Here is a 25,615-nt window from a genome sequence, read left to right on the forward strand (position 1 = left end):
TTTGCGCAGTTATTTGCTTCGCTATTCGCTTGCTTTCTTGCGCGCCGTCATTCAACGGGAGGCGAATTATGCGGGGCTATTTCGACGACGTCAAGCGCCTTTTCCAAAAAAATAAACGGGTCATTTCGGGCGGCAAATTCGAAGCCGAGCAGCGGCGCGTGTCACCGGCGTCTGTGCACGTCAGATCGCACGCGCGCACGAAGAATTGACCAGGCACAACAACGAGGCGATGGCATTGGGCGGCAATTGACGCTCACCGGTACGATGTCGGCCGGTCACACGATTCAGGCGTCCTTCATCGCGCGCTCATCCCGCGCTAATTCTCATCTTCGATCATGTGCGCAGTCGCATGGTCGAAGCAAAGCCGCCCGACTGCCACCGTGACCGGTTTGAAGCGCAACCTGGAGACAACTCAGATGAGCACCCTCGCCGACCGCAGCGTCCCGACATCCACGAAAACCGGACGATATGGTCTCTTCGTCTGCCTGATGGCGGCGCTCGCCGGCCTGCTGTTCGGCCTCGACATCGGGGTGATCTCGGGCGCACTGCCTTTCATCGCGAAGCATTTTGTTCTGAGCGATCGCGCACAAGAATGGATCGTCAGCTCGATGATGGTAGGCGCGGCGATCGGCGCACTGGGTGCGGGCTGGCTATCGTGGCGTCTCGGACGCCGCTATGCGCTCGTGCTGGCGGCGATACTTTTCATTGCGGGATCGCTATGGTCCGGGTTCGCGGCGAGTCCGGCTCATCTGATCGGCGCACGCTTGCTGCTGGGCCTCGCGGTCGGGATGGCGTCTTTCACCGCGCCGCTTTATCTTTCGGAGGTTGCGCCGCGACAAGTACGCGGCGCGATGATCTCGACGTATCAGTTGATGATTACCGTCGGAATCCTGGCCGCCTTCCTGTCGAACATCGGACTGTCGTACGTGGCCGACTGGCGCTGGATGCTCGGCGTCATCGCGATTCCCGCCGTCTTCTTCCTCGCAGGCGTGCTCGCCCTTCCCGATAGCCCGCGCTGGCTGCTTCAGCGCAACCGCGCCGACGAAGCGCGCGCCGTCCTTCAACGCTTCTACGCCAATCCCGCCGACGTGCAAGCCGAACTCGAGCAGGTCAACGAAGACAACACGCGGCCCCAGCGAGGATGGAGCCTGTTGCGGCAAAACGCGAACTTCCGTCGCTCGGTATTGCTCGGAGTCGTGCTGCAGGTGTTCCAGCAACTCACCGGCATCAACGTCGTGATGTACTACGCTCCGCGCATCTTCGAACTGGCCGGCTTCGCGACTCATGAACAGCAACTGTGGGCGACAGTCATCGTCGGCCTCGTCAACGTCATTGCGACCTTCGGCGCGATTGCCTTCGTCGATCGTTGGGGCCGCAAGCCGATCCTCTATGCGGGATGCGCCATCATGGCAATCGGCATGTGCTCGCTCGGGTTCCTGCTGCATGCCGGAGTCGCCGGCCTCACGGCACAGATTCTGGCGGTCGCGTCGCTGCTGCTTTTCATCGCGGGGTTCGCCATGTCTGCCGGCCCGCTCGTTTGGATCCTGTGCTCGGAGATCCAGCCGCAGCAAGGGCGCGACTTCGGCATCGCCGTTTCGACGCTCGTCAACTGGGTCGCCAACATGGCGGTCGCGGCCACGTTCCTGAGCTTGCTGTCGACTGTCGGCGAAGCGAACACCTTCGTGCTCTATGCGATCCTCAACGTCATCTTTGCGGTCGTCGTGTTCTTCTACGTGCCCGAGACGCGCGGCGTTTCGCTCGAGAAACTCGGCAACGATCTGATGGCCGGCAAGCGTCTGCGCGATCTCGGGAAGAAAAACTAGTTTCGTCGTTCGATGGAAATCTTCACGGGGCGGATATTCCAGATCCGCTCGCAATATTCGTGAACCGCGCGGTCCGAAGAGAACTTGCCTGCATAGGCGGTATTCAGGATGGACATGCGAGTCCAGCGCCGCTCGTCGCGCCAGGCGGCGCTCACATCTTCCTGACGCGCGACGTACGCGGCATAGTCGGCAAGCACCAGAAACGGATCGTGGTGTAGCAGGTTGTCGACCAGCGGACGGAACATCTCTCGATCTCCGCGCGAGAAGTGCCCGCTGCCGATCAACTCCAGCACTTCCCGCAGCGTCTGATTCGCATCCGCATAGTCGGCCGGACGATACCCTTCGCGCTTCACGCGTTCCACTTCGTCAGCATTCAGGCCGAACAGGAAGAAGTTTTCATCGCCGACTTCTTCGCGGATCTCGATATTCGCGCCATCGAGCGTACCGATGGTCAACGCGCCGTTCATCATGAACTTCATGTTTCCGGTGCCCGAAGCCTCCTTGCCCGCGGTCGAGATCTGCTCGGACAGGTCCGCAGCCGGGTAAATGAAGTGTGCGTTCTTGACGTTGAAGTCCGGGAAGAATACGACTTTCAGGCGGCCGTTCATCGCGGGATCGTCGTTCACGACTTCAGCGATGCCGTTGATCAGCCGGATGATGAGCTTGGCCATCGCGTAGCCCGGCGCGGCCTTGCCGCCGAATACGAAGCAGCGCGGCGTCAGCGCGAGTTGTGGATCGCGGCGCAGACGCATGTACTGCGTCACGATGTATAGCGCGTTCAGATGTTGCCGCTTGTACTCGTGGATTCGCTTGACCTGTATGTCGAACAGCGCCGCAGGATCGACGACGATGCCCGTCGCGCTGTTGATCTTATCCGCGAGGATCTGCTTGTTCGCCTGCTTCACGTTGCGCCAGCGTTCCTGAAATGCGGCATCGTCGGCGTATTCGGACAGCTTGCGCAGTCTGCCGAGATCGGTCGCCCAACCTTCCCCCAGCCCCTCGTCCAGCAGTTTCGCGAGACCCGGATTGCTGAGCATCATGAAGCGGCGCGGCGTGACGCCGTTGGTCACGTTATGGAAGCGCTCGGGCCATAGCTCGGCGAAATCTCGCAGCACCGTCTTTTCGAGCAGTGCCGAATGGAGCGCGGCCACACCGTTGATCGCGTGACTGCCGACCGTCGCAAGATGCGCCATGCGTACGCGCTTCGTGCCGCTTTCGTCGATCAGCGACATGCGCGCGATCCGCGCTTCATCGCCGGGATATCGTTGGCGGACATCATCGAGGAAGCGGCGATTGATCTCGTAGATGATCTCGATCAATCGCGGCAACAAGCCCTGAAACAATGGCAATCCCCACGTCTCGAGCGCTTCGGGCAACAGCGTGTGATTCGTATAGGCGAGCGTGCGCTGCGTGATGTCCCAGGCGTCGTCCCAAGGCAGTTGCCGCTCATCCACGAGCAGGCGCATCAACTCGGCGACGGCTATCGACGGATGCGTGTCGTTCAATTGCGCCGTGAACATGTCCGGCAAGCGATTGATCGGCTCGCCCTTGAGCGCAAGCAGGCGCAACATGTCCTGCAACGAACACGAAACGAAGAAGTACTGCTGCGCGAGCCGCAAGCGCTTACCCGCTTCGGGCTCGTCATTTGGATAAAGCACCTTCGACAGCGTCTCCGAAAGCACCTTCTCGTGCACGGCTTCGTAATAGTCGCCGGCATTGAAATCCTGAAGATCGAACGACTCGACTGCCTCGCTTTTCCAGAGCCTCAACGAGTTACATGTATTGACGTGAAAACCGGGGATCGGCGTATCGCAGGCCACGCCTTTGACCGTATAGGCAGGAATCCAGCGCACATAAAAGCGGCCGGCTTCATCGGTCGAGCTTTCGGTGCGGCCACCGAAGTTCACGTAGAACGCGACGTCCGGGCGCAGGATTTCCCACGGGTTGCCCTTCTGCAGCCATTTGTCGGTGATTTCCACTTGCCAGCCGTCGCGGATTTCCTGATCGAAGATGCCGAACTCATAGCGGATTCCGTAACCGATCGCCGGGATTTCGAGCGTGGAAAGCGAGTCGAGATAGCACGCGGCCAGGCGTCCGAGGCCGCCGTTGCCAAGGCCCGGTTCCTCTTCGATCGACAGCAGCGTATCGAGGTCGAGTCCGAGCGCCTGCAACGCTTCGCGCGCGTTGCTTTCGATGCCGAGATTGATCAGGTTGTTGCCGAGTTGCGGGCCGATGAGAAATTCAGCGGACAGATAACACGCGACTTTTGCGTCGCGCGCTACATAGGTGTGCGTGGTGGCGACTCGGCGGGTCATCATCCGGTCGCGGACGGCGTAGGCGAGCGCCATGTACCAGTCGTGCGGCGTGGCGATCTCCGGATAGCGCGCCTGCAGACAGATGAGGTTATCGACGATATCGCGCTGCAGCGCCTCGACGCCAAGTCCGCTGCGCGCGGGCTCGGCGCTGATCCGCGATTCGATGGTGGGCGTGTCATCCATGATCTGTCCTCTCTCCCTGCGTACCGGGCTTCGACAAGAATGTGCCGGCTCTATGTCCGGCCGTTGACAGTGCTGCGTCATGGCGCATCGATGAATAGCATACGCCCTCAAGTCGTGCGCTTCCATGCCGTTATCCCCAAGGGGAAGGCCAAATTCGGCAATCGCGGGACCGCGATGGCCTGCCGCTTCAAAGGCTGTCGGACCAGTTCAAGATTCCGGTCATCGCTTATTTCATTCGCTTGCCGCTAGCGCAAGTTCAGACATCAGAAAAATATGAAACGCGTCGTCGCAGTATCTGCAGTTACAGTCGTTTTGGCCGCATGCGGTGGGGGCGGCGGCAGTTCCGATAATGCGCCGAGCGCGCCCGAGGCTAACGCTGCACAAGGCCTTTATTCCGGAACCGATGCGAACGGCAACGTCGTGGGCGGCGTAGTGCTCGAGACTGGCGCTTTCTATTTCGTGTATGCGAACACGACGACAAACGCGCTAGGTCTGGTACAGGGTGCGGCATCCGCATCTCATGGCACTTTTCAGTCGGACAATGCGCGCACCTTCGACATAAGCGGCAAGGCGGCGACCGATACGCCCGTCCTCGCGGGCTACAACGCGAAGAACAGCGTTCAGGGCGTGATCTATACGAGCACGGCGAAGCAGAACAGCATCAAGTTCAACGTGGTTTATGACGCCAACTATGAACGTCCGGTGGCGCTGTCGTCCGTTGCCGGGACGTATTCGGGCGCGGCCGGATCGACGAAGGACGGCGAGACCGCCACTTTTGTAATCGGTCAGGACGGCTCGATCAAGGGTGAAGGCTTGAGCGGCTGCACGTTCAGCGGAACCGCCACGCCTCATGGCGACAAAGACGTGCTGGACGCCACGATCGCGTTTGGACCCGCGCCCTGCATATATCCGGGTGCGAAGCTTACGGGCGTCGTCTTTTTCAGCGGCAGTCAGGTATTAGGAGCTTTGACGCTACCTGACAGATCAGACGCCTTCGTGGTGGCCGCTACGAAGTGATGTCGCGTGGAGTGCGCGTCGCGCACTGCCAGTTGCGGATCGGATTGCCGGCGGCCTGTTGAGCTTTGCCCGTCCGGATTTATTTGCGCTAAGCATCCCGCGCGCATTTTCACGGCCACATTATTTCGGATACCGAAGAAATATACGAGGTAGGCGTTGCGCAGGGGCCTTTCCGCCGACAACTCGCCACTTGCGTCTGACTTTGAATTTCGACGCGCCGGACGCCCGCGGACGCATTTCGGTCAGCCCGCGCGCATTCCAGACATTAAGCGCGGACGGAAATTCGAAGCGTCGAACAGATGCCTGTTGTCCCGGCTTATCGCGACATCGACTTTGCCATGCCTCGCTCACACTGAGTCCAGTAGATCTCCAATACAAAACTATGCGACCGGACGAGGTGAATATGTCTTTGCTCGAGTTTCTTGGCACGATGGTCTTCGTTGCCGTCGTATTGCTCTCGATGGTCGCGGTGCTCGACATTTTCTTCCCGCGACTGATCCCGGTCGCGCGTGATGAGCGCTCTTCGGGATTGTCGCGCGCGCGGAAGTTCGCGAGAGCGAACGCGCGGGGACGCTGAGCCTAACTTTCAGATACCTGCGGCTCGCGCATGTTCCGTCCGAGCTTTTTCACCAGCACGCGGGCGGCAAGCAGTCTGAATGGACGAGGGAGCAAGCGGAAAGTTTGCTGATCCGCGCAGCATTTTATGAAGGTTGGTCTGGCGGATCGATGTCTTCCGTCGCCCCATCCGGAGTCGCGACGGGTGTTCTTCGCCGCGACCAGCGAAACGCCGTCTCACGCAGCTTCGACGCCTCATTGCGGACGTATCGGGCGCTACATTTTTCGTCTTATTCGTCACGATGCGGCCGTCATGCGCGTTTCGGCGCGCTCGCCGGTTCCTTTTATGCCGATACCCTGTGTTCACGGCGACGATTTCGTGAAACATCTTCCCAGAACAGCGTTAAAAATGGCCGGCAAGCCCGTCCTGTCTAGGGATCGCAGGAGTGGAAACGGGGCGTCGATTGTTTCACGAACGATCGGAGCGATCATTGTTCAGCAGCTTTCTAGGCGAAGTACTTGCTCGAGTGGCGGTGACCGGCTTCGCCGTTGGTTTCGCATCGCTAAGAGGACGTTCAGGCTTTACATTCAAGCTTCGGATGTTGGCAGGCTCTGCCTTTCCCAATCTGCTATTCACCCACGCTGAGAGTGACTGGCATCGACGCGCTTGGAGTAGTGGCTGCGTCGTCCTCTGCGCCAAACCGGATGACCATGCGCCTGGATCGAAATCGAGATATTTCGCGCGCCTCATGTGCATCAATGGTGCTTGCCATCAATTGTCCTGCCGTTGAGACAGCTCGTTCCCACTGGGAAATAGCATCAGTTCACGAGTTGGCGTGCAAACAACCGTGGGAGTCCTTTCGATGCGCGCGTGTGGGAAAGTTTGCGCCCCGGGCGTGAACGGCGGAGGCTGCTGCGGAGACCGAGTGTCCCAAGTCGGGACACTCGTTAGATCAATCTAGAAGTGCACGAGCGTGACTTCGCGCTGCGCGTGTCCCAAGTTGAGACACTCTTGGAGCTTCGGAAATTGACCCAGATGCTGAGCGCACCGCATCAAGACCAATTGCTGGAGGGAATCAACTAGCTGTTATCGGCAAACAATTGTGTCACCAACTCCCGAATTTGCCGTTCCTTTTCTTCGGTCAGTAATCCGGCTTTGATCTTGACCGTGAGCCCCATTGAGTCTCTCGTGATCGACCCTGCCTGCGATCCACCCGCAAAAATCTTGTCGATACTGCGATCGCTTACGGCCGGCGCCGGCTTGCGCTCGTCATCCAACGCCTGCTTGATCGCCTTGCCAAATTTCGACTGATCCAGATCGCCCGAAACCACGCGCGCCCAAAGGCCCTTGGCAACGTCGAACGCCGCCGCGTTCCGCCCGCGCAGTACCGAGACGACATTCTCCGCGGCCGTGGCTCCCAACAGGCGAGGCTGCACATCTAGATCCTGCACGACGAAATCCGGCAACTCGCCAAAGGAAAGATACCGGTACAACTCGGAGCGCGAGATGCCCAACGCTTCAGCCATGCGCTTGCGGTTAGGAAACTCCTTTTCGGTCCGTCGAATCGATCGCGAGATCTCGTAGTCGCACAGATCTTCACGCGCTACGTTTTCGACGAGGGCAAGCATCGCCATCTCTTCGTCGGAAAGATCGACGACAAGAACCTTGATCGATTCCTTACCGATCATCTTGTGCGCGCGCCAGCGCCGCTCACCCGCCACGATCTGGTATCCGGTGCCGATGCGCCGTACAACGATCGGCTGTACGAGACCCGCTTCGCGGATCGACTCGGCGAGTTGCACAAGCTTCGCGTCGTTGAATACCTGCCGAGGCTGCCAGGGATTCGGAACGATCTCCGAGACCGGCGCTTCCGACGCAGGACCTGCCTGCTCGAGTTGCGCGATGCGCTGCTGCGCCGAGGCCAACGCCGCTGCCATTCCGGGCGCAGTGCGCGGACTCGTCGCCTTCTCTTGCTGCGGATCGAGTTGGATGTCCTTTGCCGCACGAACTTCCGCGGTCTTGCTCATCATTCGGTCGCGAAGGCTGCTCATTGTCCCGCCCTCCATTGCTCAACGTACTGGTCATCGATCCATTTGCAGTAGTCGACCATCGGCTGTTTTACGCGCGCCAAAGTTTTCGCGACTGTCTCGGCCCGTGAAAGATCGAAGACAGTAGAAAAAGCCAACGCGCCATTGCTCATGACCGAACTCGCCGGAATCTCAGTGGTGTGCAACCAGTCGCCATACGCGCGCTGAGACCATGAGCGAACGACCGGCGCCGAAGATGTATTGCCATAGTCGACCCGCGAGAGAAGCACCGAAACGAAGTCGTATGTTTTGTCGACTTCGTGTTCGACGAAACCATTCGCGACTTCAGCGAATAACGACCAGAACGACACCGACGAAATGAAATCCAGACTTTCGGGTACGAGCGGCATGACCATCGAATCGGCCGCCATCAATCCGTTCAGCGTCATATAAGAGAGCGAAGGCGCGGTATCTAGGATGATGTAGTCGTACTCCGCGCGCAGCGGCTCAATCCCTTTTCGCAACACCGACCAGAACTCGAAGTTCGCGTTCGTCTTCTGCGCAGTAGGCAGATGGAATTCGGCGTCGTGAAGATAGTTGTGTGCCGGAATCACATCGAGTCCGTCCCAATACGTGCTTTGCACTTTCGACGCGAGACCGCCTTCCATGTCCGGATCGTAAATGTATGGCAGGACCGTATCCTCCCAAGTCACGTCCTTTTCCGCGTACAGGCCGCACAACTCCGAAAGCGACGCTTGTGGGTCGAGGTCGATCATGAGAACCTTGCGACCACGCAAGCTCAATCCTTGGCCGATGCACATCGACGTCGTCGTCTTGCACGATCCGCCTTTGAAGTTCGCCGTGATTAACACGCGACCGCGATGTTCGCGCGTACCAGTGACAAGCGGCGTCTGATAAATGTCCGAGACCTGCTGAACCCACGTTCGGGCATCCTTCAGAGAGAAGATACGCGCACGCCCGGTTCCGTGCGTTTCACCCGGCGGGAGGTCAGTACCTTCCTTTGTCGCCAGATAATTGATCTTCTGCCGGTCGATCCCGCACATGTCCGACAGCTCGCCTATCGTAAACACCGGCGCTGTCTTCCTTGGCCGTGGTGCCAAGATCTGATCACGCAGTTCGTTCGTCATGACCGACAAACGCTCTGCGAACTCTCCTAGGTTGGAGAGCTTCACCCTTCGATTAATCCCTGGCAGTTCGCTCAAATTCATTCGGTGCTTCCTTTTTTAGTCCACGGTGAGGCGTTTTCTTCACGCTCGCCGATGTTTCCACGGTTTTGGTGTAACTAGATGTCGAACCGTAGAATACTAGCCGCAGTGATGAATAGCTATTGGAATTGATCGAAATTTGCAAGCACTGGGGCGGAGGTGCAAGACTATCAATAAGATCAACCACTTATACAAGCTATCTTCAGTGATTCCCGAAACGCTCAGAGGACAGCGAAACGCTCCACGGCATCGTGAGCTCAGTGGAACGCCGGATCCCATCACAAAAAACCTCACCTCTGCGAACGTCGGCGCAGTTGGATTCCAGCGTCTCGACGGCTGGTCACAATTCACTTCACCTAACCGAAGCGCGCGAAACGCCATAGTCCCGCTGGTTAGAAATAAAATGCACCGTCTATATGAGTAAGGCCGTTGGTTAGTTATTTTTGTAAACACAAAGACTCACCACCACTAACGTCTCACGCGCACGCTCATGAAATCAACGACTTACACCCATAAGGTGAGGAAAAGTGTGCTTGAAGTGATGTTGATTGAGCGTCAAGGTGCTGTGTTTACCCCGTCAAGGTGAGATGAAGTGGACCCCAAGGTGAGGCGTCTAGGCAAGAATGGTGAGGAAATTTGTGTAGGTTGCGCCGCAATGGTGAGGTTTCCTGTGTCCGCGCCTGCAAAAGGTGAGGTAGTTTGTGTTGACAGCTCACCTTGCAGCCGTTAACGTACCGCTCGACACAATGAACTAGCGCCGGACACGGAGACGGAATGACGACAGCAGGGCAGGTGGCCACGTCCAGACAACTGGCGCTGGCCCTATTCGACGATGCGAATGCGCAGGGCTTGCCCGTCGAAGCCGCCCGCTCGGACATCGGCTTTTCGCGCAAGAACGTCCTGATCCGCATCGTCGATCTTGGCGTGGCGGCTCGTCGCTTGATCGACGCGGCCTATTTCATCGTCGCGCAAGAAGAAAAGATTCACGACCTGTACGACGTCGAGCTCGACTATTTCAAGTGGCTCATGCGCTACTCGAGCCGGAACAACGCGCATCTGGAACAGGTGATCACCGAGGCGCAGAGGGCGCTCATTCAGGCGACCGCGGAAGCCGACGCCGATGGCTCCAAGCCGTTCGGATCGGTTCAACTGATTGGACGCATCTCATACGTCGGCGGACGGTTTCAGTTCCGCGTTCCGCCCGATCTCATCGGAATCATTCGCGGTCCCGGGAAATCGCATTGGCTGAGCTTGCGCATCACGTCGCTTTTCACGCTCAGCTATGCGCGCGTGATGTACGACCATCTGCTTCCCTACGCGGCCGAGGGTATAACCGATTGGTTCACGCTCGACGAATTGCGCGCCTGGCAGGGGACGATGGGCGCAAAAGCGCAGGAATTCAAATACTTCAAGCGCGATTGGCTCGCTCCGGCGGTGGATCAAATTAATGAGGTCTCCGATCTTTCCCTCTCGTATGAGACGCGCAATGAACCGGGTTCACGCAAGATCGGACGCATGCGATTTCGCGTCGAGCGCAAGGAAATAGCCGAGCGCCTGCTGCATACGCACGAGCACGCGCAGGCGCTGTATCTGACGCTGAAACAGGAAATCGGTCTGTCCAGCGCGCAGTTGAATCAGATCGCTTCCGACCGCGATACCTTCACCGACGAACGTCTGGAGCAGGCAATCGAGCGTACGCGTTTCAGCCTCAAGCTCGGCAAGGTGTCGAAGAGTCCGGCGGGCTTCTTCATGAAAGCGCTGAAGGAAGGCTGGATCGTCTCGGATGCGGAACGCCAGATGGTCCAGATTCAGGAGAGCCTGGCGCTGACCGATCAACGCGACACCGAAGCGAAGCAACAGGCCGAGGCGCGTCGGGCATTGCAGGTCGCGGCACAGGATGTGAACGCTCAGAACCGGATCGTCGATGAAGTCCGTCGCGGCTGGGAGATGTACGAGGCCGCGACGCCGCGGCAGCGCGAAGACTGGCGGCGCACCTACAAGACGAGTCCGGCGGGAAAGCTGACGCTGCGCAGATTGGGCATCGATCCATCGAGCGAGCTCGTCGAAACCATCATTCAGAAATATCCCGATCTGAGAGACGGCTTCTCGGGCTACGTCTTCAACAAGTCGAAAAGCGCGAAGGGCAGGGACTGACCATTACGCAATCAGATCGATCGCAACTAACGGTCTTTAGCAACCGCGCCATCATTTGCTTCGCGATCCCCATGCCCGACGGCAAGAACGACATTGGGCATTTGCACTATCGGCTCTACGCCAGTTCCGCCCTGACGCTCGCCCGGCTCCCGTTGGAGCGCGTCGAAATCGTGAATCCAGTCTTCGACCTGTTCGCGGATGCCGCGAAGGGCACGCGCAAACCGATATCGGCGATTTGAGCTAGTCTGTCCGACTCGATTCCAATCTTCACGAACCTCATGTCCCGCACTCTCCAAATCGACTTCGTCTCCGATATCGCGTGCCCGTGGTGCGCCGTCGGACTCTCTTCGCTGCAACGCGCGCTGGAGCGTCTCGGCGATACCGTCGATGCGCGCATCACCCTTCATCCCTTCGAACTGAATCCGGACATGAGTCCGCAAGGCGAGCGCATCGTCGATTATCTCGGCCGCAAATATGGCCGCACGCCCGAACAGATCGGCGAGACGCAGGCGATGATCCGCGAGCGCGGCGCGCGCGAAGGCTTCGCGTTCGGCGAACGCAAGTGGGTCTACAACACGTTCGATGCTCATCGGCTGCTGCATTGGGCGCGCATCGAAGGCAAGCAACTGCCGCTCAAGCTCGCGCTGCTGCGCGCTTATCACGGTGACGGCAAGGATACGAGCGACCCCGACGTCCTGATCGAAGCGGCTCGCAGCGCCGGGCTCGATGGCGACGAGGCGCGCACGGTGCTGCAAAGCGGTGCGTACGCCGACGAAGTCCGCGCCGAAGAGCGCGAGTTCCAGCAACTCGGCATTCAGTCCGTGCCGGCGATCATCTTCGACCAGAAGTATTTGGTGAGCGGCGGGCAGCCTTCCGAGGCGTTCGAGGAAGCGATCCGGAAGATCATCGACGGGACCGCCTGAAGCCGCCTGCTCAATCGGGCGTCCGCTGCTTCGCGAGAAAACGGTCGAGCTGCGCGGCGAAGTTCTTGCCGTCGCGCGGCGCGTACGGCGGCGGCCCGCCGGTCTGCACGCCGGAGCCGCGCAACTGATCCATCATCGCGCGGATCGACAGACGTTCCTCGATGTTCTCCGCGTTCATCCATTCGCCGCGCGGATCGAGCGCGAACGCGCCCTTTGCGATCACCGCCGCCGCGAGCGGAATGTCCGCCGTGATGACGAGATCGCCAGCCTGCGCCATCTCGACGATGCGCGCGTCGGCGACATCGAAACCGGCGGGCACCTGAATCGCGCGTATCCACGGCGAGGGCGGCGTGCGCAAAAACTGATTCGCGACGAGCGTCACGTGCACCTTCATGCGTGTGCCTGCGCGAAAGAGAATATCCTTCACGACGGCGGGGCAGGCGTCGGCATCGACGATGATTTGCATCCGTTGGCTTCCGATAAGTTATGTCGTGACGAATGAAAGTCGCATGCTCGACGGGCGCAGTGCCGAAACGCGCGCCCTATACTTTCCTCAACGCAAGTCCTCCAGGCGAACGGAGAATCACCGTGAGAACGAAGCTAGCAAGCATTGCCGTGTCATTCTTCCTGGGCGTGGCGGGCGCATCCGCGGCCTCGCTTTCCTATGCGCAGGATACCGGTTCGACCGCAACCGGCGCGACGCAAGCTGCGTCCATGACGAAAGCCGAGAAAAAAGCCGCACGAAAACATGCGCGCGACAAGAAGAACGCCGAGCTGAAGAAACTCGAGGACGCGGGCTATAACCCCGGCCGCGCGAATGATCCCAACTATCCCCAGGACTTGCAGAACGCTCAGAAGAAAGCGGGGATCGGAGCGGGCGCCAGCCAGTAGCTTCCGACGCGACGTTCCGGCTCGCGAGAAATAGAACGCAAAATCCATGGCCCGATTTCGCCGGGTCGGGGCGCAAGGCCGAACGTCGAACCATCGCTCCCGTGATTCCGCCGCGCCGCTCGCGCGTCCTGGCGGCTCGTCAGCCGACTGCGCCTGTAGCCGCATCCCCTTATCTGATCAAAAAACCCTCGCCAATTAGGGTTCGGGCCGCTTGTGCTCGGAATTTTCTCATCCAACACTGCAGTTCGATCCGATACGCCAGATGTCTGTCCGGTATATCGGACATAGGCGAACTTTCGCGTTTCGCTCTGAGCCGGTTCTGGAACCGGTTCCTCATAACCATCCTTCGAAAGGACCTGCTCATGAAACTCTCGAACATAGGCGTCAGAACCGTTTCGCTGTTCGTCATCGCCGGCGCGCTGGCGTTGGCCGCCTGCACCAAGGTTTCCACGCCGGCCGAAGGCGGCGGCGCAAACGCCGGGGCGGCGGCAGGTTCGTCGACGCTTCAGGCGGTTCTGCAGCGCGGGACGTTGCGGGTCGGCGACTGTCTGACGTTCGCGCCGTTCGGCTTCTACGACAAGGATGGTCAGCCCGACGGCTACGACGTCGATCTCGCCAAGGAACTCGCCAGGCAGATGGGCGTGAAGCTCGAAGTCGTGAACACGACGAGCGCGAACCGCATCCCGAACCTGCAGACGAGCAAGGTCGATGTCGTGTTCTGCAACTTCACGCGCAATCTGGAGCGCGCGAAGGTCATCGAATTCACGACGCCGTATGTCGTCGCGAGCGAGGCGCTGCTGGTCAAGAAGAGCAGCGGCATCAAGTCGGTTCAGGACATGGGCAACCGCACGATCGCGACCGTCAAGGGCTCGACCAACGGCGATGAAGTCCGCTCGCTGAACATCCCGATCAAGATCCAGGAATACGACAGCTCGCAGGCCGCGATTCTCGCCGTCAAGCAAGGCCAGGCCGACGCGATGATCGAGGACAACAACTTCCTCGCGTATCAGGCGAAGCTCGATCCCGAATTGACCGTCACGAACGAAGCACTCGTGCCGCTCGAATACAACGGCTTCGGCGTGAAGGCCGGCGATCAGGCGTGGCTCAACTATCTGAACCTGTTCCTCTTCAACATCAACGCGTCGAAGCTCAACGCGCAGCTCTACAAGAAGTGGTTCGGCACCGATCCGCATTTCCCGCTCAACCCGCAGTTCTGAGGATGAAGTGATGTCGATATCGCACGAGACCGGACGGATGCGGAGGCCGAGATGAACTACGAATGGCTGACCTTGTGGGGCTACGTCCCCGAGTTCCTGAAAGCCGGATGGCTGACGCTGCAGGTGACGCTTCTCGCGTTCGTGCTGTCGCTGGTGCTCGGCTTGCTGGCCGCGCTGGCGAGCCTGTCGCCGATGGCCGCGATCCGCTTCGTCGCGCGCGCGTATGTCGAAGTCATCCGCAATACGCCGGTTCTTTTGCAGATATTCATCGTGTTCTTCGGCTTGCCGTCGGCGGGCATTGCGCTCGATGCCTACTGGGCCGGCGTGATCGCGCTGGGCCTGAACGTCGGCGCGTATCTGTCGGAAGTGTTTCGCGCGGGCATTCAGTCGGTGCCGCGCGGACAGCTCGAAGCCGCGGGCATTCTCGGCCTCGAACGCGGGCAGATCTTCACCGAAATCGTCTTGCCGCAGGCCGCGCGCGCGGTCTATCCGGCGATCGTCAACTATCTGATCCAGCTATTGCTCGGCACGTCGCTGCTCTCCGCGATCGCGCTGCCCGAACTCACCGGCACCGCGACCGTCATCAATTCGCGCACGCTGCTCTACGTGCAGACGTTTTCGGTCGTGCTCGTCGCGTATCTCGTGCTGAGCAACGTGCTGTCGTGGATCGCGGGTCAGCTCGGCGCGCGCATGTTTCATCCGCCGCTCGTCGTCCGGCCGCGCGCACGCTTCGGCGGCCTCGCGTTGCGCCGCGCCAATCGCGCCTGATGCCCGAACCGGAGTCGGATCATGTCATTTGAACTGCTGAGAACCAGTCTGTCGATCCTGCTGCAAGGTCTCGTGACGACGCTTTTGCTGTCCGTCGCGTCGATCGTCGGCGGCACGCTGATCGGCCTTTTCGCCGCCGTGTTGCGATCGTTCGGACCGTGGGGCACGGACCGCATCGCGCGGCTTTATACCGAGCTCTTTCGCGGCACGCCCGTGCTCATCACGCTGATGTTCATCTACTTCGGCGTCTCGTATTTCGGCTATGCGATCGATGTTTTCGCCGCCGGCGTGATCGGCCTGAGCGTTTATCAAGGCGCGTATATCGCCGAAGTTTTTCGCGCCGGGATCGAAGCGGTGCCGAAAGGCCAGTGGGAAGTCTCGCAGATTCTCGGTCTGTCGCGCACGCAGGCGTTCGCGTTCGTCGTGTTGCCGCAGACCGGCAGGATCGTGTTGCCGCCGCTCATCGGCCAATATCTTTCGCTTATCAAAGATACGTCGATCGTCAGCATGATCGGCATGTCGGAGCTGATGCACGGCGGCCAGGCGATCGTCGATCGCATCGGCAAGCCGGTCGAGATTTACGGACTCGTCGCACTCATTTATTTCGTCGTGTGCTTCCCGCTTTCGCAATGGGTGCGCCACCATGACCGCAGGAGACTGTCGTGAGCAATCAAAGTCAGACCAGGCCCATTATTTCGCTGTCGGGCGTCAGCAAAGCATTCGGCGCGACGCGCGTGCTCAACGAGATCAATCTCGACGTGCGCGCGGGCGAAGTGCTCGTGCTGATCGGCGCGTCGGGTTCGGGCAAAAGCACGGTGCTGCGCATCATGGCGGGGCTCGAAACGACGGATTCCGGCGAAGTATGGGTCAACGAAGTGCCGCTGCACGACCCGAAACGCGCGCGCGATATTCGCGGTCACGTCGGCATGGTGTTCCAGCAGTTCAATCTTTTTCCGCACAAGACCGCGCTCGGCAACGTCACGCTCGCGCTCATCAAGGCGCGCAAGATGAGTCCCGCCGATGCCCGCAAGCGCGCGATGGACGTGCTCGATCGCGTCGGGCTTGCCGACCGTGCGGATCATTATCCGAGCCAGTTGTCCGGCGGACAGCAGCAGCGCGTCGCGATTGCGCGGGCGCTCGCCGTCGAGCCGGGCATCATGTTCTTCGACGAAGCGACTTCGGCGCTCGATCCCGAACTCGTCGGCGAAGTGACCGAAGTGATGCGCGGACTCGCACGCGATGGCATGACGATGGTCGTCGTCACGCACGAGATGGGTTTCGCGCGCAAGACCGCCGATCGGGTCGTCTTCATGGACAAAGGCGTGATCGCGGAGCAGGGCGAGCCGGAGCAGATCTTCGTGAATCCATCCAACGAGCGGACGCGGCAGTTCCTGCATCGCGTGCTCGACCACTGACGCACACGGAGCGAATGAATGGCAGTCACGGAATCGTCGCGAGCGAGGGGAGTCGATCGGGTCATCGCCATGTTCCGGCAATTGCATCTCGCGCAGCGCCCGATGACGATGCGCGAGCTGATCGAAGCGACCGGCGCGCCGCGTTCGAGCATCTACGAGCTGGTCGCGATCCTGGCGGAAGTGGGCTGGCTCGAGACATCGGCCGATGGCAGCGTGTTCTTCGGACGCGAGATGCATTACTACGGCTCCGACTACGCGACGCACAACGACCTCATCAGCCGCGCGCATCAGTCGATACTCGCGCTCGTGCGCAAGTACGACGAGACCACGCAGCTTTGCATGCTCGAAGGAAACAAGTACACCGTGGTGCTGTCCGAAAACAGCGCGCGGCCGTTCAACATCAGCTCGGATATCGGCGTGCGCGTGCCGATTCCGTGGACGGCGACCGGACGCCTGCTGCTCGGCCACCTGAACGCCGATGAAATCCGCGCCCTGATTCCCGCCGAAGACTTCGCGCTCGACAACGGCGTGCGCATCGACTTCGATGAATTCATGCGCGATGTGCAAGCCGCGAAGAATCAGGGCTATTGCTGCACCGAAGGCTTGTCGAACGCGTTTCGCCTGTGCATGGCCGCGCCCGTGCGCGATCGCGCCGGACTGCCGATCGCGGCGCTGTGCTTCATGACGGGCCGCGACACCGATCCAGAGCGACGCCAGTCGATGCTCGACGACCTTCTGCAATCGGCGAAGGCGCTGTCGCATCGATAGCGCACATCACGCGAACGCACATGACGACGCCAGCCGCAGACGACGATCCGCTTCGACGCATCGCGCAACTCGAAGAAGAGAATGTCGCGCTAAGGGAAGTGAACGACATCTTGCGCAAGGCCGTCGCGTTCTATGCGCCGATGTTCGAGCGGGAGATGGCGTCGCAGCGTCAATCGACCGAAGACGCTTAGGTCGCCCAGCCGAGTCCGAGACTCTTCTGCAACGCGACGAAGTCCTTCAGCAGTTCGGCCTGCGCGGCGACCACGTCCTGCTGCGCGGCGAATTGCGTGCGCTGTGCGTCGAGCAGATCGATGAGCGTCGATACGCCCGCCGTATAACGTTGCCGCACGAGCGTGGCCGACCGCTCCGCCGACGCCTGCACCTGCTGCAGCCGCACGACATGCTCGCGCTGGTTGCCGTAACGCGACAGCGACGAATTCGCGTCCTTCAGCGCGCCGAGCACGGTCTTTTCGTAGCGCGCTTCGGCTTCGTCGCGCGCGGCTTTGGCGGCATCGACATTCGCCGCCGTGCGCCCGAAGTCGAACAGATTCCATTGCAGATACGGCACGCCGACCCACGAGAAATTCTGCTTGCGCAGCAGATGACTCGGCTCCGATGCGGAGAAACCGATATCGCCGAGCAGCGTCACCTTCGGAAAATAATCGGCAATATGCTCGCCGATCTGCGCATTGCTCGATGCGAGACGACGCTCGGCCGCGCGGATATCCGGACGCTGCTGGAGCATGGCCGCCGGATCGCCGATCGGCACCGACGACGGCAACGCGGGCAACGGCGCACGCGCGCCGAGTTCGGCATCGAGCGCGCCGGGCGCGCGGCCCGTCAGCACGGCGAGTTGATCCAGCGAATCGGTGATCTGCGTCTGCAAGGGCACGAGCGTCGCACGCGTCGTGTCGACTTGCGTCGTGAGCCGCTCGACATCGACTTCCGCCGCCGTGCCGCGCGCGCGCCGCTGCTCGGTGAGCGTCAGCATCTGCTGCTGATACTCGGCCGTGCGTTCCGCGAGCGCGAGACGTTCCTGCTGATCGCGCAAGTCGATGTACACCGACGCCACTTCCGCCGCGAGCGACACCTGCGCGTCCGAAAGATCGGCGTGCACGGCTTCGGCTTCGCCGGATGCCGCTTCGATCGCGCGGCGCGTGCCGCCGAAGAGATCGAGCTCCCACGAGGCATCGAAGCCGACGGTGTAGAAATCGACCGGACCGCGTCCCGTCGAACCCGACGAACCGTCATCGCCCGACGAACCGAAGATCGACGTATCCGGCGAGCGCATGCGCAACGCCGCCGCCGATCCCGACACTTTCGGCAACTCGTTGGCGCGCTGTCCGCGCAGTTGCGAACGCGACTGACGCAAGCGCGCCTGCGCCATCTTCAGATCGGGATTGTGGGCGAACGCGGCATCGATGAGCGCGTTCAGTTGCGGATCGTTGAGCGCTTGCCACCACGTCGCGGGCGCGTGCGTCGCGACGACGCCCTGCGCCGGCGCGCGCACGAAGGCGGCGCGTTTCGCGGCGTCGGGCGCGATTTCCGGCGCGCCGCGATAGTCGGGGCCGACCGTGCACGCGGCGAGCGCGAAAGCAGCGAGCGGAAGCAGGGCGGTCAGGCGAAGCGTGCGAGGGAACATCGTCGATGAGTTCATGAATCAGTGGCCGGCAGAAGACATGTCGCCGGATTGGCCGCGCGGCGTCTTGAGCAAGAGTGCGAGCGGCAGACACGCGAGCAGCGCGATCGCCAGCACGTAGAAGGTTTCGGAGTAAGTCATGACGATCGCCTGCTGACCGATTTGCATCGACAACTGGCCGAGCGCCTGCATCTTCGCGTGCGCCATGTCGCCGCCCTGCGCGAAAAAGCTGGCGGCGCTCGCGGCCATGCGTTCCTGACCGATGACGGAATTCGCCGTCAGCGATTCGCGGATCGATGCGGTGTGAAAGTCGTTGCGACGGTCGATCACGGTGCCGATGATCGCAAGCCCGACCGAACCGCCGAGATTGCGCGCCATGTTGTAGAGGCCGGCCGCATCGCCGGATTCTTCGCGCGAAACGGCGGCCATCGACGCCTGATTGAGCGGCATCATCGCGAGCATCTGGCCGAAGCCGCGCAAGATCTGCGACCAGAAGAAATCGTGGCCGACGCTTTGCGCGGTGAGCGAGATATCGAGCAGGCAGCTCGCGGCGAAGCACAGCAGGCCCGAGATGACGAGCACGCGAAAATCCACCTTGCCGAGCAGACGCGGCAGCACCGGCATGATGAGAAACGCGGGCACGCCCGACACGAGCATGATCGCGCCGGATTGCAGCGCGTTATAGCCCGCGACGACGCTCAGAAACTGCGGCAGCAGGAACGACACGCAATACAGCCCCGCGCCGACGGCGAACACGATCAGAATCACGCTCGCATAGCGCGGATTGCGCAGCAGCGACAGCCGCACGATTGGCTTCGTCGCGACGAATTGCGAGATCGCGATGAGCAGGAAGCCGAACGCCGTGACGCACGTGAGCATCACGATTTCATGCGATTCGAACCACTGATTGCGCTGGCCTTCTTCGAGCACGACGGTAAGCGAGCTCAGGCCGATGGCGAGTCCCGCTATGCCGATCCAGTCGGCCTTGAAGAACGATTCCCAATGCGACTTCTCCGCCGGCAAGCCGGTGATGAGCAATGCGACGAGCGCGAAGCCGACCGGCACGTTGACGAAGAAGCACCACGACCACGAGATGTTCTCCGCGAGCCAGCCGCCCAGCACGGGTCCGAGCAGCGGCCCGAGCAACACGATCAGGCCGAAGATCGTCATGCCGACGGGCATCTGCTCGCGCGGCAGCCGCGTGCGGATGATGGTCTGCGCGGTCGGAATCATCGCGCCGCCGGTGAAGCCCTGGCCGATGCGGCCCACGACCATCATCGACAGCGACGTCGAGAAGCCGCACATCACCGAGAACAGCGTGAAGAGCACCGCGTTGCCGAGCAGAAAATTGCGCAGCCCGAACACGCGCGTGAGCCACGCGGCGAGCGGGATCATCACGATTTCCGACATCAGATAGCCGGTGGAGATCCAGGTCCCTTCGGTGCCGGTCGCGCCGATTTCGCCTTGAATCTGCGGCAGCGCGGAGTTGGTGATGGAAATGTCGAGCGTGGCCATCAGCGCGCCGAGCGCGCCGGCCGTGACCGCGATCCAGTCGGTCGCGCTCGCGCGATGCGGATGCGCGGCGGCCTCAGTCATGGCGATTTTCCGCCGCGATGCGATGGCTGTCGTCGGTGGCGGTTTTGGTGTCGACATCGACCGTTACCGAGAGGCCCGGCAGCAGCACCTTGCGCGTTTGCGGACCCGTATCGACGCGAATGCGCACCGGCACGCGCTGCACGATCTTCGTGAAGTTCCCGGTCGCGTTCTCCGGCGGCAGCAGCGCGAACTGCGCGCCGGTGCCGGGCGCGAAGCTTTCGACGACGCCGTGCAACTCGGTGCCCTTGAGTGCATCGACGTGCAGCGTCGCCGGCTGGCCGACGCGCATGCGCCCGACCTGCGTTTCCTTGAAGTTCGCTTCCAGATAGAGCGCCTCGACCGGCACGACCGTCATCAAGCGCGTGCCCGGCTGCACATACTGGCCGACGCGCACGGTGCGATCGCCGACGCGCCCCGCGACCGGGCTCACGAGCGTCGTGTCGCTCAGATCGAGCTTCGACTGATTCAGTTGCGCCTGCGCCGCTTCGACTTGCGCGCGCGCCTGCGCGATCTGCGCTTCGGTCGCGCCGATCTGCGTCGATGCCGAACGCGCGGCGGCGAGATTCGCGGCAAGCGTGGCGCGCGCCTGATCGCGCGTGGAGACGAGGCTCGCGAGACGCTCGGCGGTTTCGGCGCCCGTCGCGACGAGCGGACGATAACGGTTCACGTCGTCTTCCGCATGCGCGAGGCTTACGCGCGACACTTCGGCCTGCGCCTTCGCCTGATCGGCGTTGGCGTGCTGCTGCTTCAGCTCGGCTTCGGCGCGGTCGATGTCGGCGGCGCGCGCATCGAGCGCGGCCTTCGCCTGATCGAGCGAGGCCTGATACTGCCGCGTATCGAGCCGCGCGAGCGGCGCGCCGGCCTCGACCGCCTGATTGTCGGCGACGAGCACTTCGGTGATATAGCCGCTTACTTTCGGCGCGATGGTGACGCTGTCGGCCTTGAGATAGGCGTCGTCGGTGGTTTCGACGAAACGGCCGACCGTCCACCAGCGCACGCCCCATGCAATGCCGGCGACGACCGCGACGATGCCGATTGCAATCAGCAGGCGTTTGCGTGACGGTTTGCGTTCGACGGCGTCGGCGGGTTGGCCGCCGTGCGTGGGCGCTGTGACTGACATGTGTTCTCCGGGAGCTTTCGCGCCACCGCGCGGGTGCGGTAGCCTTCGATGAATGCGGGACGGCGAGGGCGTTGCGGCCAGAAATGACTACGATGTCACCGCGACGCGCTCGCCAAACTAGACGATGCCGTCTAGTATGCACGAATCTAGACGCGAGCGTCTAGTTTGACCTTGCTCGAGGAGAGACAATGAAGAAGGCTCGCGCCGACAATGAAAGCGAATTGCAGGATCCGGAGCGCGCCAGCACGGCTCGTTCGCCCTTGCAGGCGCGCGGGCGCGCGCGCATCGAGGCGGTGCTGGATGCGACCGCCGAGCTGATCGTCGAAAAGGGGTTGGAAGGCGTGACGATGCACGGCGTCGCGCGGCGTGCGCAAACGCCGATCGGCTCGATGTATCACTTCTTTCCGGATCGCGACGCGTTGCTCGCCGCGTTGTGGGACCGCCACGCGGCGGCGCTGCAGGAACTCGAAGACGAACTTGCGCGGGTCGACAGCGAGACCTGGCGGGCGTTGTCGGCGGAAGCGGTGATCGATCGGATCATGTCGCCGCATATCGAATATTTCGACCGCAAGACCGATCTCCTGATTCTGATGTCGGTCATGCCGCACGATGAAGCGAAGAAAAAGCGCAAGTCCAGCATGATGCGCAAGGTGATCGACGCACGCATGCCCGGCGTGAAAGCGTCCGAGCGCGAACTGTACGTGGACATGCTGCACGCGCTCGCGAGCGGCGCGCTGGCCGTGAAGCTGCGTCCCGCAATGGGCGACGTGCAACTGGCGCGCCGTTATCTGCGCGAGGTCAAGCGGGCGCTCGCCGCGTATCTCGCCGCCGTGGAGGCGGCGGTGCTCAAATGATGGACGGGCCTTCCAGTCTCTATCGGCCATGATTCGTCGTATTTTGTCCGACGATTCGACGGAAACGGCCATGCGCCATATAGGGCGATTATCTTTTCATCGCAACAACGGCGCGGAAACGGGATAATGACTTGTCCAAAGAAAACATGCCGAGCACAAAAAGCAGGCTCCACGAATGACGAGGGTCGGTCGGGGTGCCTGCGCTCGGTTAAACACGGGTCATAAATGTCCAACAGTCCAGCCAGCATTCAAGGCGATTTTCTCAACGCGCTGCGCAAAGAACGCAAGCGGGTTTCCATTTATCTCGTTAATGGGATCAAGCTGACGGGCCATATCCAGTCGTTCGACACCTATATGGTCTATCTCAATTCGACGAGCGGAAACCAGGTTCTTTTCAAGCACGCGATTTCCACCATTTGCGAAGATCACGGCGCGCCCGGCCGGCCGAATCATCGCGAGAGCCGTGGTCCGGGCGACCGTCCGCCGCGTCCGCCGCGCAGCTAGTCCGGTCTCGCGCGCGAGTTGGCCCAAGCGACGCGCGCGTGAGCTTGCTCACGCGCGTCGACGGGCCGACTATCCGCGCGCCACGATCGCGTGGCGCAATTCCTGATAGCCGCGCAATCCCGCCACGCCGAGCTCGCGGCCGATTCCGCTCAGTCCGAGTCCGCCCCAGCACGCCTGCGGGAAGATCAACTGCGGTGTGTTGATCCACACGAGGCCCGCGCGCAGCGCATGGCGAAAGCGCCGTGCGGCTTCTTCATCGCGCGTCACGACGGTTGCGACGAGCCCATAACGCGTGCCGTTGGCGAGCGCGATGGCTTCATCGTCGGTGCGGAACGACTTCACGCACGCGACCGGCCCGAACACTTCTTCCGTCCAAAGCACGTTGGCGGCATCCGGTTCGGCGACGACGACCGGCGCCATGAAAAAGCCGTCCGCGCAAGCGCCGTCGAGCGCGCCGCGGAACGCGATGCGCGCGCCGTCCGCCACGCCCTGCTCGACGAGCGCCTGCACGCGCGCACGCTGCGCATGCGATACGAGCGGGCCCATCGCGGCATTTTCGACGTGCGGCGGGGCAACCACGAGCGCGCGCACGGCCGCTTCGAGCGCGGCCACGAACTTGCGATAGACCTCGTCGTGAACGAGGATGCGCGACGTCGCCGAGCACATTTGCCCGGCGTTCGTGAACGCGCCGCCCATTGCGAGCGCGACCGCGTGCTCGATGTCCGCATCGGCGCGCACGATCAGCGCCGATTTCCCGCCGAGTTCGAGCGTCACGCGCTTCATGTCCTGCGCCGCCGTCTGCATCACCTTGCGGCCGACGCCCGTGCTGCCCGTGAACGAAATCTTGTCGATGAGCGGATGCGCCGCGAGCAGCGCGCCGACTTCGCCGCTGCCGTTCACGATATTCACGACGCCATCTGGCACGCCCGCCGCCGTCATGATTTCCGCGAGCAGATGCTCGACCGGCGACGTCAATTCCGACGGCTTCAGCACGGCCGTGCACCCCGCCGCGAGCGCGGGCGCGATCTTCCACGCGGTCGTGACCATCGGGAAATTCCACGGCACGATCAGCGCGGCCACGCCGACCGCTTCGTAATGGCGCTCGCCCGTCACGGCGTCGTCGGGCAATGTCAGCGTCTCGGTCGCAAAAAGCGATGCGTCCGCGCACAGGTCCGCGTAGTAGTCGAACGTGGCGATGGCGTCGCTGACGTCGGTGTCGGCTTCGAGCGGAGGCTTGCCGCTGACTGCTTGCTGCATCGACGAAAGACGCGTGCGGTTCGCAGCGAGCGACTGCGCGATCTTGCGCAGCACCTCGCCGCGCGATGCGGGCGTGCGGTTGCGCCATGCATCGAGCGCGGCGTGCGCGGCACGCACGGCGGCATCGACTTGCGCGGCGTCGGCATGTTCCTGCCAGCCGATGACCGCGCCCGTCGACGCGTTGTGGATCGCGTTGCCCGCTTCCAGAACCGATGCGCCATAGCGCGTGCCCGCGATCGTCGCGGCGGGCACAAGAATCGAGTGATTGTCGCGGATATTCATGATCGTCCTCGATGGTTCAACGGTACGCGACGCCCGGCATCACGCAGAGCATCTCGAATGCGAGATTCGCGCCGACGAGCGCCGTCGTTCCGGCCTGATCGTAAGGCGGCGAGACCTCGACGAGATCCGCGCCCACGACATTCAGGCCCTTCATGCCGCGCACGATTTCAAGGCCTTGCTGCACGGAAAGGCCGCCGATTTCCGGCGTGCCGGTGCCGGGTGCAAACGAGGGATCGAGCCCGTCGATATCGAAGCTCAGATACACCGGTGCGTCGCCCACGCGCGCGCGGACTTCTTCCATCAACGGCGCGAGCGACCGGTTCCAGCACGCTTCGGCCTGCACGACGGTGAAGCCCTGCTTGCGGCACCAGTCGAAGTCGTCGGCGTGATAGCCCGTGCCGCGCAGACCGATTTGCGTGACCTGATCGCAGCGAAGCAGGCCGTCCTCGACCGCGCGTCGAAACGGCGTGCCGTGCGCGATCTTCTCGCCGAACATCGTGTCGTTGACGTCCGCGTGCGCATCGACGTGCACGACCGCGACCTTGCCGTACTTCTTGTGCAGCGCGCGCAGGATCGGCCACGCGATCGTGTGATCGCCGCCGAGCGTGATCGGGCGACAGCCGCTCGCGACAATCTCGTCGTATGCCGATTCGATCAGCCGCATCGAATCCTTCAGGTCGTAGGGATTCGTCGCGACGTCGCCGATATCGGCCACTTGCAGCGAATCGAAGGGCGCGGCGCCCGTCGCCATGTTGTACGGACGTAGCAGCACCGATTCCGCGCGGATCTGGCGCGGCCCGAAGCGCGCGCCCGAACGGTTCGACGTGCCGATATCGAGCGGCACGCCAACGAAACACGCGTCGAGACCAACGGTGCTCGCCGCCTGCGGCAGCCGCATCATGGTCGCGATGCCGGCGAAGCGCGGCATGTCGTTGCCGCCGAGCGGCTGATTGAGTTCGCGCTGCATCGATACGTCTCCCGTCATCGTTGTAAGGACGGGGCGATGTTAGGCGAGGCGAGCGCCGCGCGAATCACGAAATGGAGATGTTCACATCGAGCCGGTTCGATGTGAACGCGGCT

General features: G+C 61.8%; 24 protein-coding genes. 15 read left to right on the forward strand and 9 right to left on the reverse strand.

The features are described from left to right. A partial coding sequence (locus BG60_RS39400) for a hypothetical protein (protein ID WP_206540338.1) occupies positions 1–209 on the forward strand: 209 nt, incomplete at its 5' end. 207 nt (positions 210–416) lie between these two features. Beyond that, positions 417–1,823 carry a sugar porter family MFS transporter gene (locus BG60_RS33080; protein WP_008345310.1) on the forward strand — a complete coding sequence of 469 codons (1,407 nt, stop codon included), beginning with the start codon at positions 417–419 and terminating at the stop codon, positions 1,821–1,823. Here the strand turns inward: BG60_RS33080 and BG60_RS33085 are convergent. Next, positions 1,820–4,321: a glycogen/starch/alpha-glucan phosphorylase gene (locus tag BG60_RS33085; RefSeq protein ID WP_008345311.1), complete on the reverse strand. Its 2,502-nt coding sequence runs from the start codon at positions 4,319–4,321 to the stop codon at positions 1,820–1,822. The two genes, BG60_RS33080 and BG60_RS33085, sit on opposite strands and share 4 nt — an antisense overlap. A 273-nt stretch (positions 4,322–4,594) precedes the next feature. Here BG60_RS33085 and BG60_RS33090 point away from each other — a divergent pair, with 273 nt between their 5' ends. After that, positions 4,595–5,338: a hypothetical protein gene (locus BG60_RS33090; RefSeq protein WP_033535673.1), complete on the forward strand. Its 744-nt coding sequence runs from the start codon at positions 4,595–4,597 to the stop codon at positions 5,336–5,338. A gap of 1,635 nt (positions 5,339–6,973) precedes the next feature. Here the strand turns inward: BG60_RS33090 and BG60_RS33100 are convergent. Continuing rightward, entirely contained in the window at positions 6,974–7,945 is a 972-nt protein-coding gene (locus BG60_RS33100; RefSeq protein ID WP_008345313.1) for a ParB/RepB/Spo0J family partition protein, read from the reverse strand. Continuing rightward, positions 7,942–9,150 carry a ParA family protein gene (locus BG60_RS33105; protein ID WP_033535672.1) on the reverse strand — a complete coding sequence of 403 codons (1,209 nt, stop codon included), beginning with the start codon at positions 9,148–9,150 and terminating at the stop codon, positions 7,942–7,944. The genes BG60_RS33100 and BG60_RS33105 overlap by 4 nt, the downstream gene beginning before the upstream one ends. Before the next feature lie 771 nt (positions 9,151–9,921). On the opposite strand from BG60_RS33105, the gene BG60_RS33110 reads away from it, so the two are divergent. From BG60_RS33110 to BG60_RS33115, 3 genes are all read left to right on the forward strand, one after another. Continuing rightward, the gene (locus tag BG60_RS33110) at positions 9,922–11,301 is read left to right on the forward strand and encodes a replication initiation protein (protein WP_008345315.1); all 1,380 of its coding nucleotides are present in this window, start codon (positions 9,922–9,924) and stop codon (positions 11,299–11,301) included. 71 nt (positions 11,302–11,372) lie between these two features. Then, a complete protein-coding gene (locus BG60_RS38880; protein ID WP_160172928.1) occupies positions 11,373–11,540 on the forward strand; it encodes a hypothetical protein in 168 nt (55 codons plus the stop codon). A 39-nt stretch (positions 11,541–11,579) separates the two neighbouring features. Beyond that, entirely contained in the window at positions 11,580–12,224 is a 645-nt protein-coding gene (locus tag BG60_RS33115; protein ID WP_008345316.1) for a DsbA family oxidoreductase, read from the forward strand. A 10-nt stretch (positions 12,225–12,234) separates the two neighbouring features. On the opposite strand, the gene BG60_RS33120 is transcribed toward BG60_RS33115, so the two are convergent. Then, positions 12,235–12,690: a YaiI/YqxD family protein gene (locus BG60_RS33120; protein WP_008345317.1), complete on the reverse strand. Its 456-nt coding sequence runs from the start codon at positions 12,688–12,690 to the stop codon at positions 12,235–12,237. A gap of 122 nt (positions 12,691–12,812) precedes the next feature. On the opposite strand from BG60_RS33120, the gene BG60_RS33125 reads away from it, so the two are divergent. The 7 genes from BG60_RS33125 (at position 12,813) to BG60_RS39185 (ending at position 17,474) form a co-directional block, all read left to right on the forward strand. Beyond that, positions 12,813–13,115: a DUF4148 domain-containing protein gene (locus BG60_RS33125; protein WP_085955287.1), complete on the forward strand. Its 303-nt coding sequence runs from the start codon at positions 12,813–12,815 to the stop codon at positions 13,113–13,115. Between the two features lie 362 nt (positions 13,116–13,477). After that, on the forward strand, positions 13,478–14,332 hold the full coding sequence (locus BG60_RS33130) for an ABC transporter substrate-binding protein (protein ID WP_008345319.1): 855 nt from the start codon (positions 13,478–13,480) through the stop codon (positions 14,330–14,332). 51 nt (positions 14,333–14,383) lie between these two features. Beyond that, a complete protein-coding gene (locus BG60_RS33135) occupies positions 14,384–15,100 on the forward strand; it encodes an amino acid ABC transporter permease (RefSeq protein ID WP_008345320.1) in 717 nt (238 codons plus the stop codon). Between the two features lie 21 nt (positions 15,101–15,121). Further along, positions 15,122–15,766, forward strand: a complete 645-nt coding sequence (locus BG60_RS33140) for an amino acid ABC transporter permease (protein WP_008345321.1) — start codon at positions 15,122–15,124, stop codon at positions 15,764–15,766. After that, positions 15,763–16,515, forward strand: coding sequence for an amino acid ABC transporter ATP-binding protein (locus BG60_RS33145; RefSeq protein WP_008345322.1), 753 nt, complete (start codon positions 15,763–15,765; stop codon positions 16,513–16,515). Before BG60_RS33140 ends, BG60_RS33145 begins: the two co-directional genes overlap by 4 nt. Before the next feature lie 18 nt (positions 16,516–16,533). Continuing rightward, positions 16,534–17,283: an IclR family transcriptional regulator gene (locus BG60_RS33150; RefSeq protein ID WP_008345323.1), complete on the forward strand. Its 750-nt coding sequence runs from the start codon at positions 16,534–16,536 to the stop codon at positions 17,281–17,283. Between the two features lie 20 nt (positions 17,284–17,303). Then, the gene (locus BG60_RS39185; protein ID WP_008345324.1) at positions 17,304–17,474 is read left to right on the forward strand and encodes a hypothetical protein; all 171 of its coding nucleotides are present in this window, start codon (positions 17,304–17,306) and stop codon (positions 17,472–17,474) included. Here BG60_RS39185 and BG60_RS33155 read toward each other — a convergent pair. Genes BG60_RS33155 through BG60_RS33165 form a run of 3 tightly spaced genes read right to left on the reverse strand, consistent with a single transcriptional unit; the run spans position 17,471 to position 21,638 of the window. Continuing rightward, positions 17,471–18,940 carry an efflux transporter outer membrane subunit gene (locus BG60_RS33155; RefSeq protein ID WP_144403559.1) on the reverse strand — a complete coding sequence of 490 codons (1,470 nt, stop codon included), beginning with the start codon at positions 18,938–18,940 and terminating at the stop codon, positions 17,471–17,473. The two genes, BG60_RS39185 and BG60_RS33155, sit on opposite strands and share 4 nt — an antisense overlap. Positions 18,941–18,943: 3 nt before the next feature. Further along, positions 18,944–20,518, reverse strand: coding sequence for an MDR family MFS transporter (locus BG60_RS33160; protein ID WP_034474155.1), 1,575 nt, complete (start codon positions 20,516–20,518; stop codon positions 18,944–18,946). Continuing rightward, on the reverse strand, positions 20,511–21,638 hold the full coding sequence (locus BG60_RS33165) for an HlyD family secretion protein (protein ID WP_008345327.1): 1,128 nt from the start codon (positions 21,636–21,638) through the stop codon (positions 20,511–20,513). Before BG60_RS33165 ends, BG60_RS33160 begins: the two co-directional genes overlap by 8 nt. Positions 21,639–21,826: 188 nt before the next feature. Here BG60_RS33165 and BG60_RS33170 point away from each other — a divergent pair, with 188 nt between their 5' ends. Continuing rightward, positions 21,827–22,492 (forward strand): TetR/AcrR family transcriptional regulator, encoded by a 666-nt coding sequence (locus BG60_RS33170; RefSeq protein ID WP_008345328.1) that lies wholly within the window; start codon positions 21,827–21,829, stop codon positions 22,490–22,492. A gap of 225 nt (positions 22,493–22,717) precedes the next feature. Beyond that, positions 22,718–22,996, forward strand: coding sequence for an RNA chaperone Hfq (hfq, locus tag BG60_RS33175; RefSeq protein ID WP_008345329.1), 279 nt, complete (start codon positions 22,718–22,720; stop codon positions 22,994–22,996). A gap of 69 nt (positions 22,997–23,065) precedes the next feature. Here the strand turns inward: hfq and BG60_RS33180 are convergent, their stop codons facing one another. Together BG60_RS33180 and speB are read right to left on the reverse strand one after the other, a co-directional pair. Further along, positions 23,066–24,535: an aldehyde dehydrogenase family protein gene (locus tag BG60_RS33180; RefSeq protein ID WP_008345330.1), complete on the reverse strand. Its 1,470-nt coding sequence runs from the start codon at positions 24,533–24,535 to the stop codon at positions 23,066–23,068. Between the two features lie 16 nt (positions 24,536–24,551). After that, positions 24,552–25,502: an agmatinase gene (speB, locus tag BG60_RS33185; protein ID WP_008345331.1), complete on the reverse strand. Its 951-nt coding sequence runs from the start codon at positions 25,500–25,502 to the stop codon at positions 24,552–24,554. Positions 25,503–25,615 lie beyond the last annotated feature (113 nt).

Origin of the sequence: Caballeronia zhejiangensis (assembly GCF_000698575.1) — a bacterium.
Classification (GTDB): domain Bacteria; phylum Pseudomonadota; class Gammaproteobacteria; order Burkholderiales; family Burkholderiaceae; genus Caballeronia; species Caballeronia zhejiangensis.

Excerpts from the sequence above, each read along its gene's own strand:
- BG60_RS33080 (WP_008345310.1), top strand. The coding sequence starts at position 417 with ATGAGCACCCTCGCCGACCGCAGCGTCCCGACATCCACGAAAACCGGA.
- BG60_RS33085 (WP_008345311.1), bottom strand. The coding sequence starts at position 4,321 with ATGGATGACACGCCCACCATCGAATCGCGGATCAGCGCCGAGCCCGCG.
- BG60_RS33090 (WP_033535673.1), top strand. The coding sequence starts at position 4,595 with ATGAAACGCGTCGTCGCAGTATCTGCAGTTACAGTCGTTTTGGCCGCA.
- BG60_RS33100 (WP_008345313.1), bottom strand. The coding sequence starts at position 7,945 with ATGAGCAGCCTTCGCGACCGAATGATGAGCAAGACCGCGGAAGTTCGT.
- BG60_RS33105 (WP_033535672.1), bottom strand. The coding sequence starts at position 9,150 with ATGAATTTGAGCGAACTGCCAGGGATTAATCGAAGGGTGAAGCTCTCC.
- BG60_RS33110 (WP_008345315.1), top strand. The coding sequence starts at position 9,922 with ATGACGACAGCAGGGCAGGTGGCCACGTCCAGACAACTGGCGCTGGCC.
- BG60_RS38880 (WP_160172928.1), top strand. The coding sequence starts at position 11,373 with ATGCCCGACGGCAAGAACGACATTGGGCATTTGCACTATCGGCTCTAC.
- BG60_RS33115 (WP_008345316.1), top strand. The coding sequence starts at position 11,580 with ATGTCCCGCACTCTCCAAATCGACTTCGTCTCCGATATCGCGTGCCCG.
- BG60_RS33120 (WP_008345317.1), bottom strand. The coding sequence starts at position 12,690 with ATGCAAATCATCGTCGATGCCGACGCCTGCCCCGCCGTCGTGAAGGAT.
- BG60_RS33130 (WP_008345319.1), top strand. The coding sequence starts at position 13,478 with ATGAAACTCTCGAACATAGGCGTCAGAACCGTTTCGCTGTTCGTCATC.
- BG60_RS33135 (WP_008345320.1), top strand. The coding sequence starts at position 14,384 with ATGAACTACGAATGGCTGACCTTGTGGGGCTACGTCCCCGAGTTCCTG.
- BG60_RS33140 (WP_008345321.1), top strand. The coding sequence starts at position 15,122 with ATGTCATTTGAACTGCTGAGAACCAGTCTGTCGATCCTGCTGCAAGGT.
- BG60_RS33150 (WP_008345323.1), top strand. The coding sequence starts at position 16,534 with ATGGCAGTCACGGAATCGTCGCGAGCGAGGGGAGTCGATCGGGTCATC.
- BG60_RS39185 (WP_008345324.1), top strand. The coding sequence starts at position 17,304 with ATGACGACGCCAGCCGCAGACGACGATCCGCTTCGACGCATCGCGCAA.
- BG60_RS33155 (WP_144403559.1), bottom strand. The coding sequence starts at position 18,940 with ATGAACTCATCGACGATGTTCCCTCGCACGCTTCGCCTGACCGCCCTG.
- BG60_RS33160 (WP_034474155.1), bottom strand. The coding sequence starts at position 20,518 with ATGACTGAGGCCGCCGCGCATCCGCATCGCGCGAGCGCGACCGACTGG.
- BG60_RS33165 (WP_008345327.1), bottom strand. The coding sequence starts at position 21,638 with ATGTCAGTCACAGCGCCCACGCACGGCGGCCAACCCGCCGACGCCGTC.
- BG60_RS33170 (WP_008345328.1), top strand. The coding sequence starts at position 21,827 with ATGAAGAAGGCTCGCGCCGACAATGAAAGCGAATTGCAGGATCCGGAG.
- hfq (WP_008345329.1), top strand. The coding sequence starts at position 22,718 with ATGTCCAACAGTCCAGCCAGCATTCAAGGCGATTTTCTCAACGCGCTG.
- BG60_RS33180 (WP_008345330.1), bottom strand. The coding sequence starts at position 24,535 with ATGAATATCCGCGACAATCACTCGATTCTTGTGCCCGCCGCGACGATC.
- speB (WP_008345331.1), bottom strand. The coding sequence starts at position 25,502 with ATGCAGCGCGAACTCAATCAGCCGCTCGGCGGCAACGACATGCCGCGC.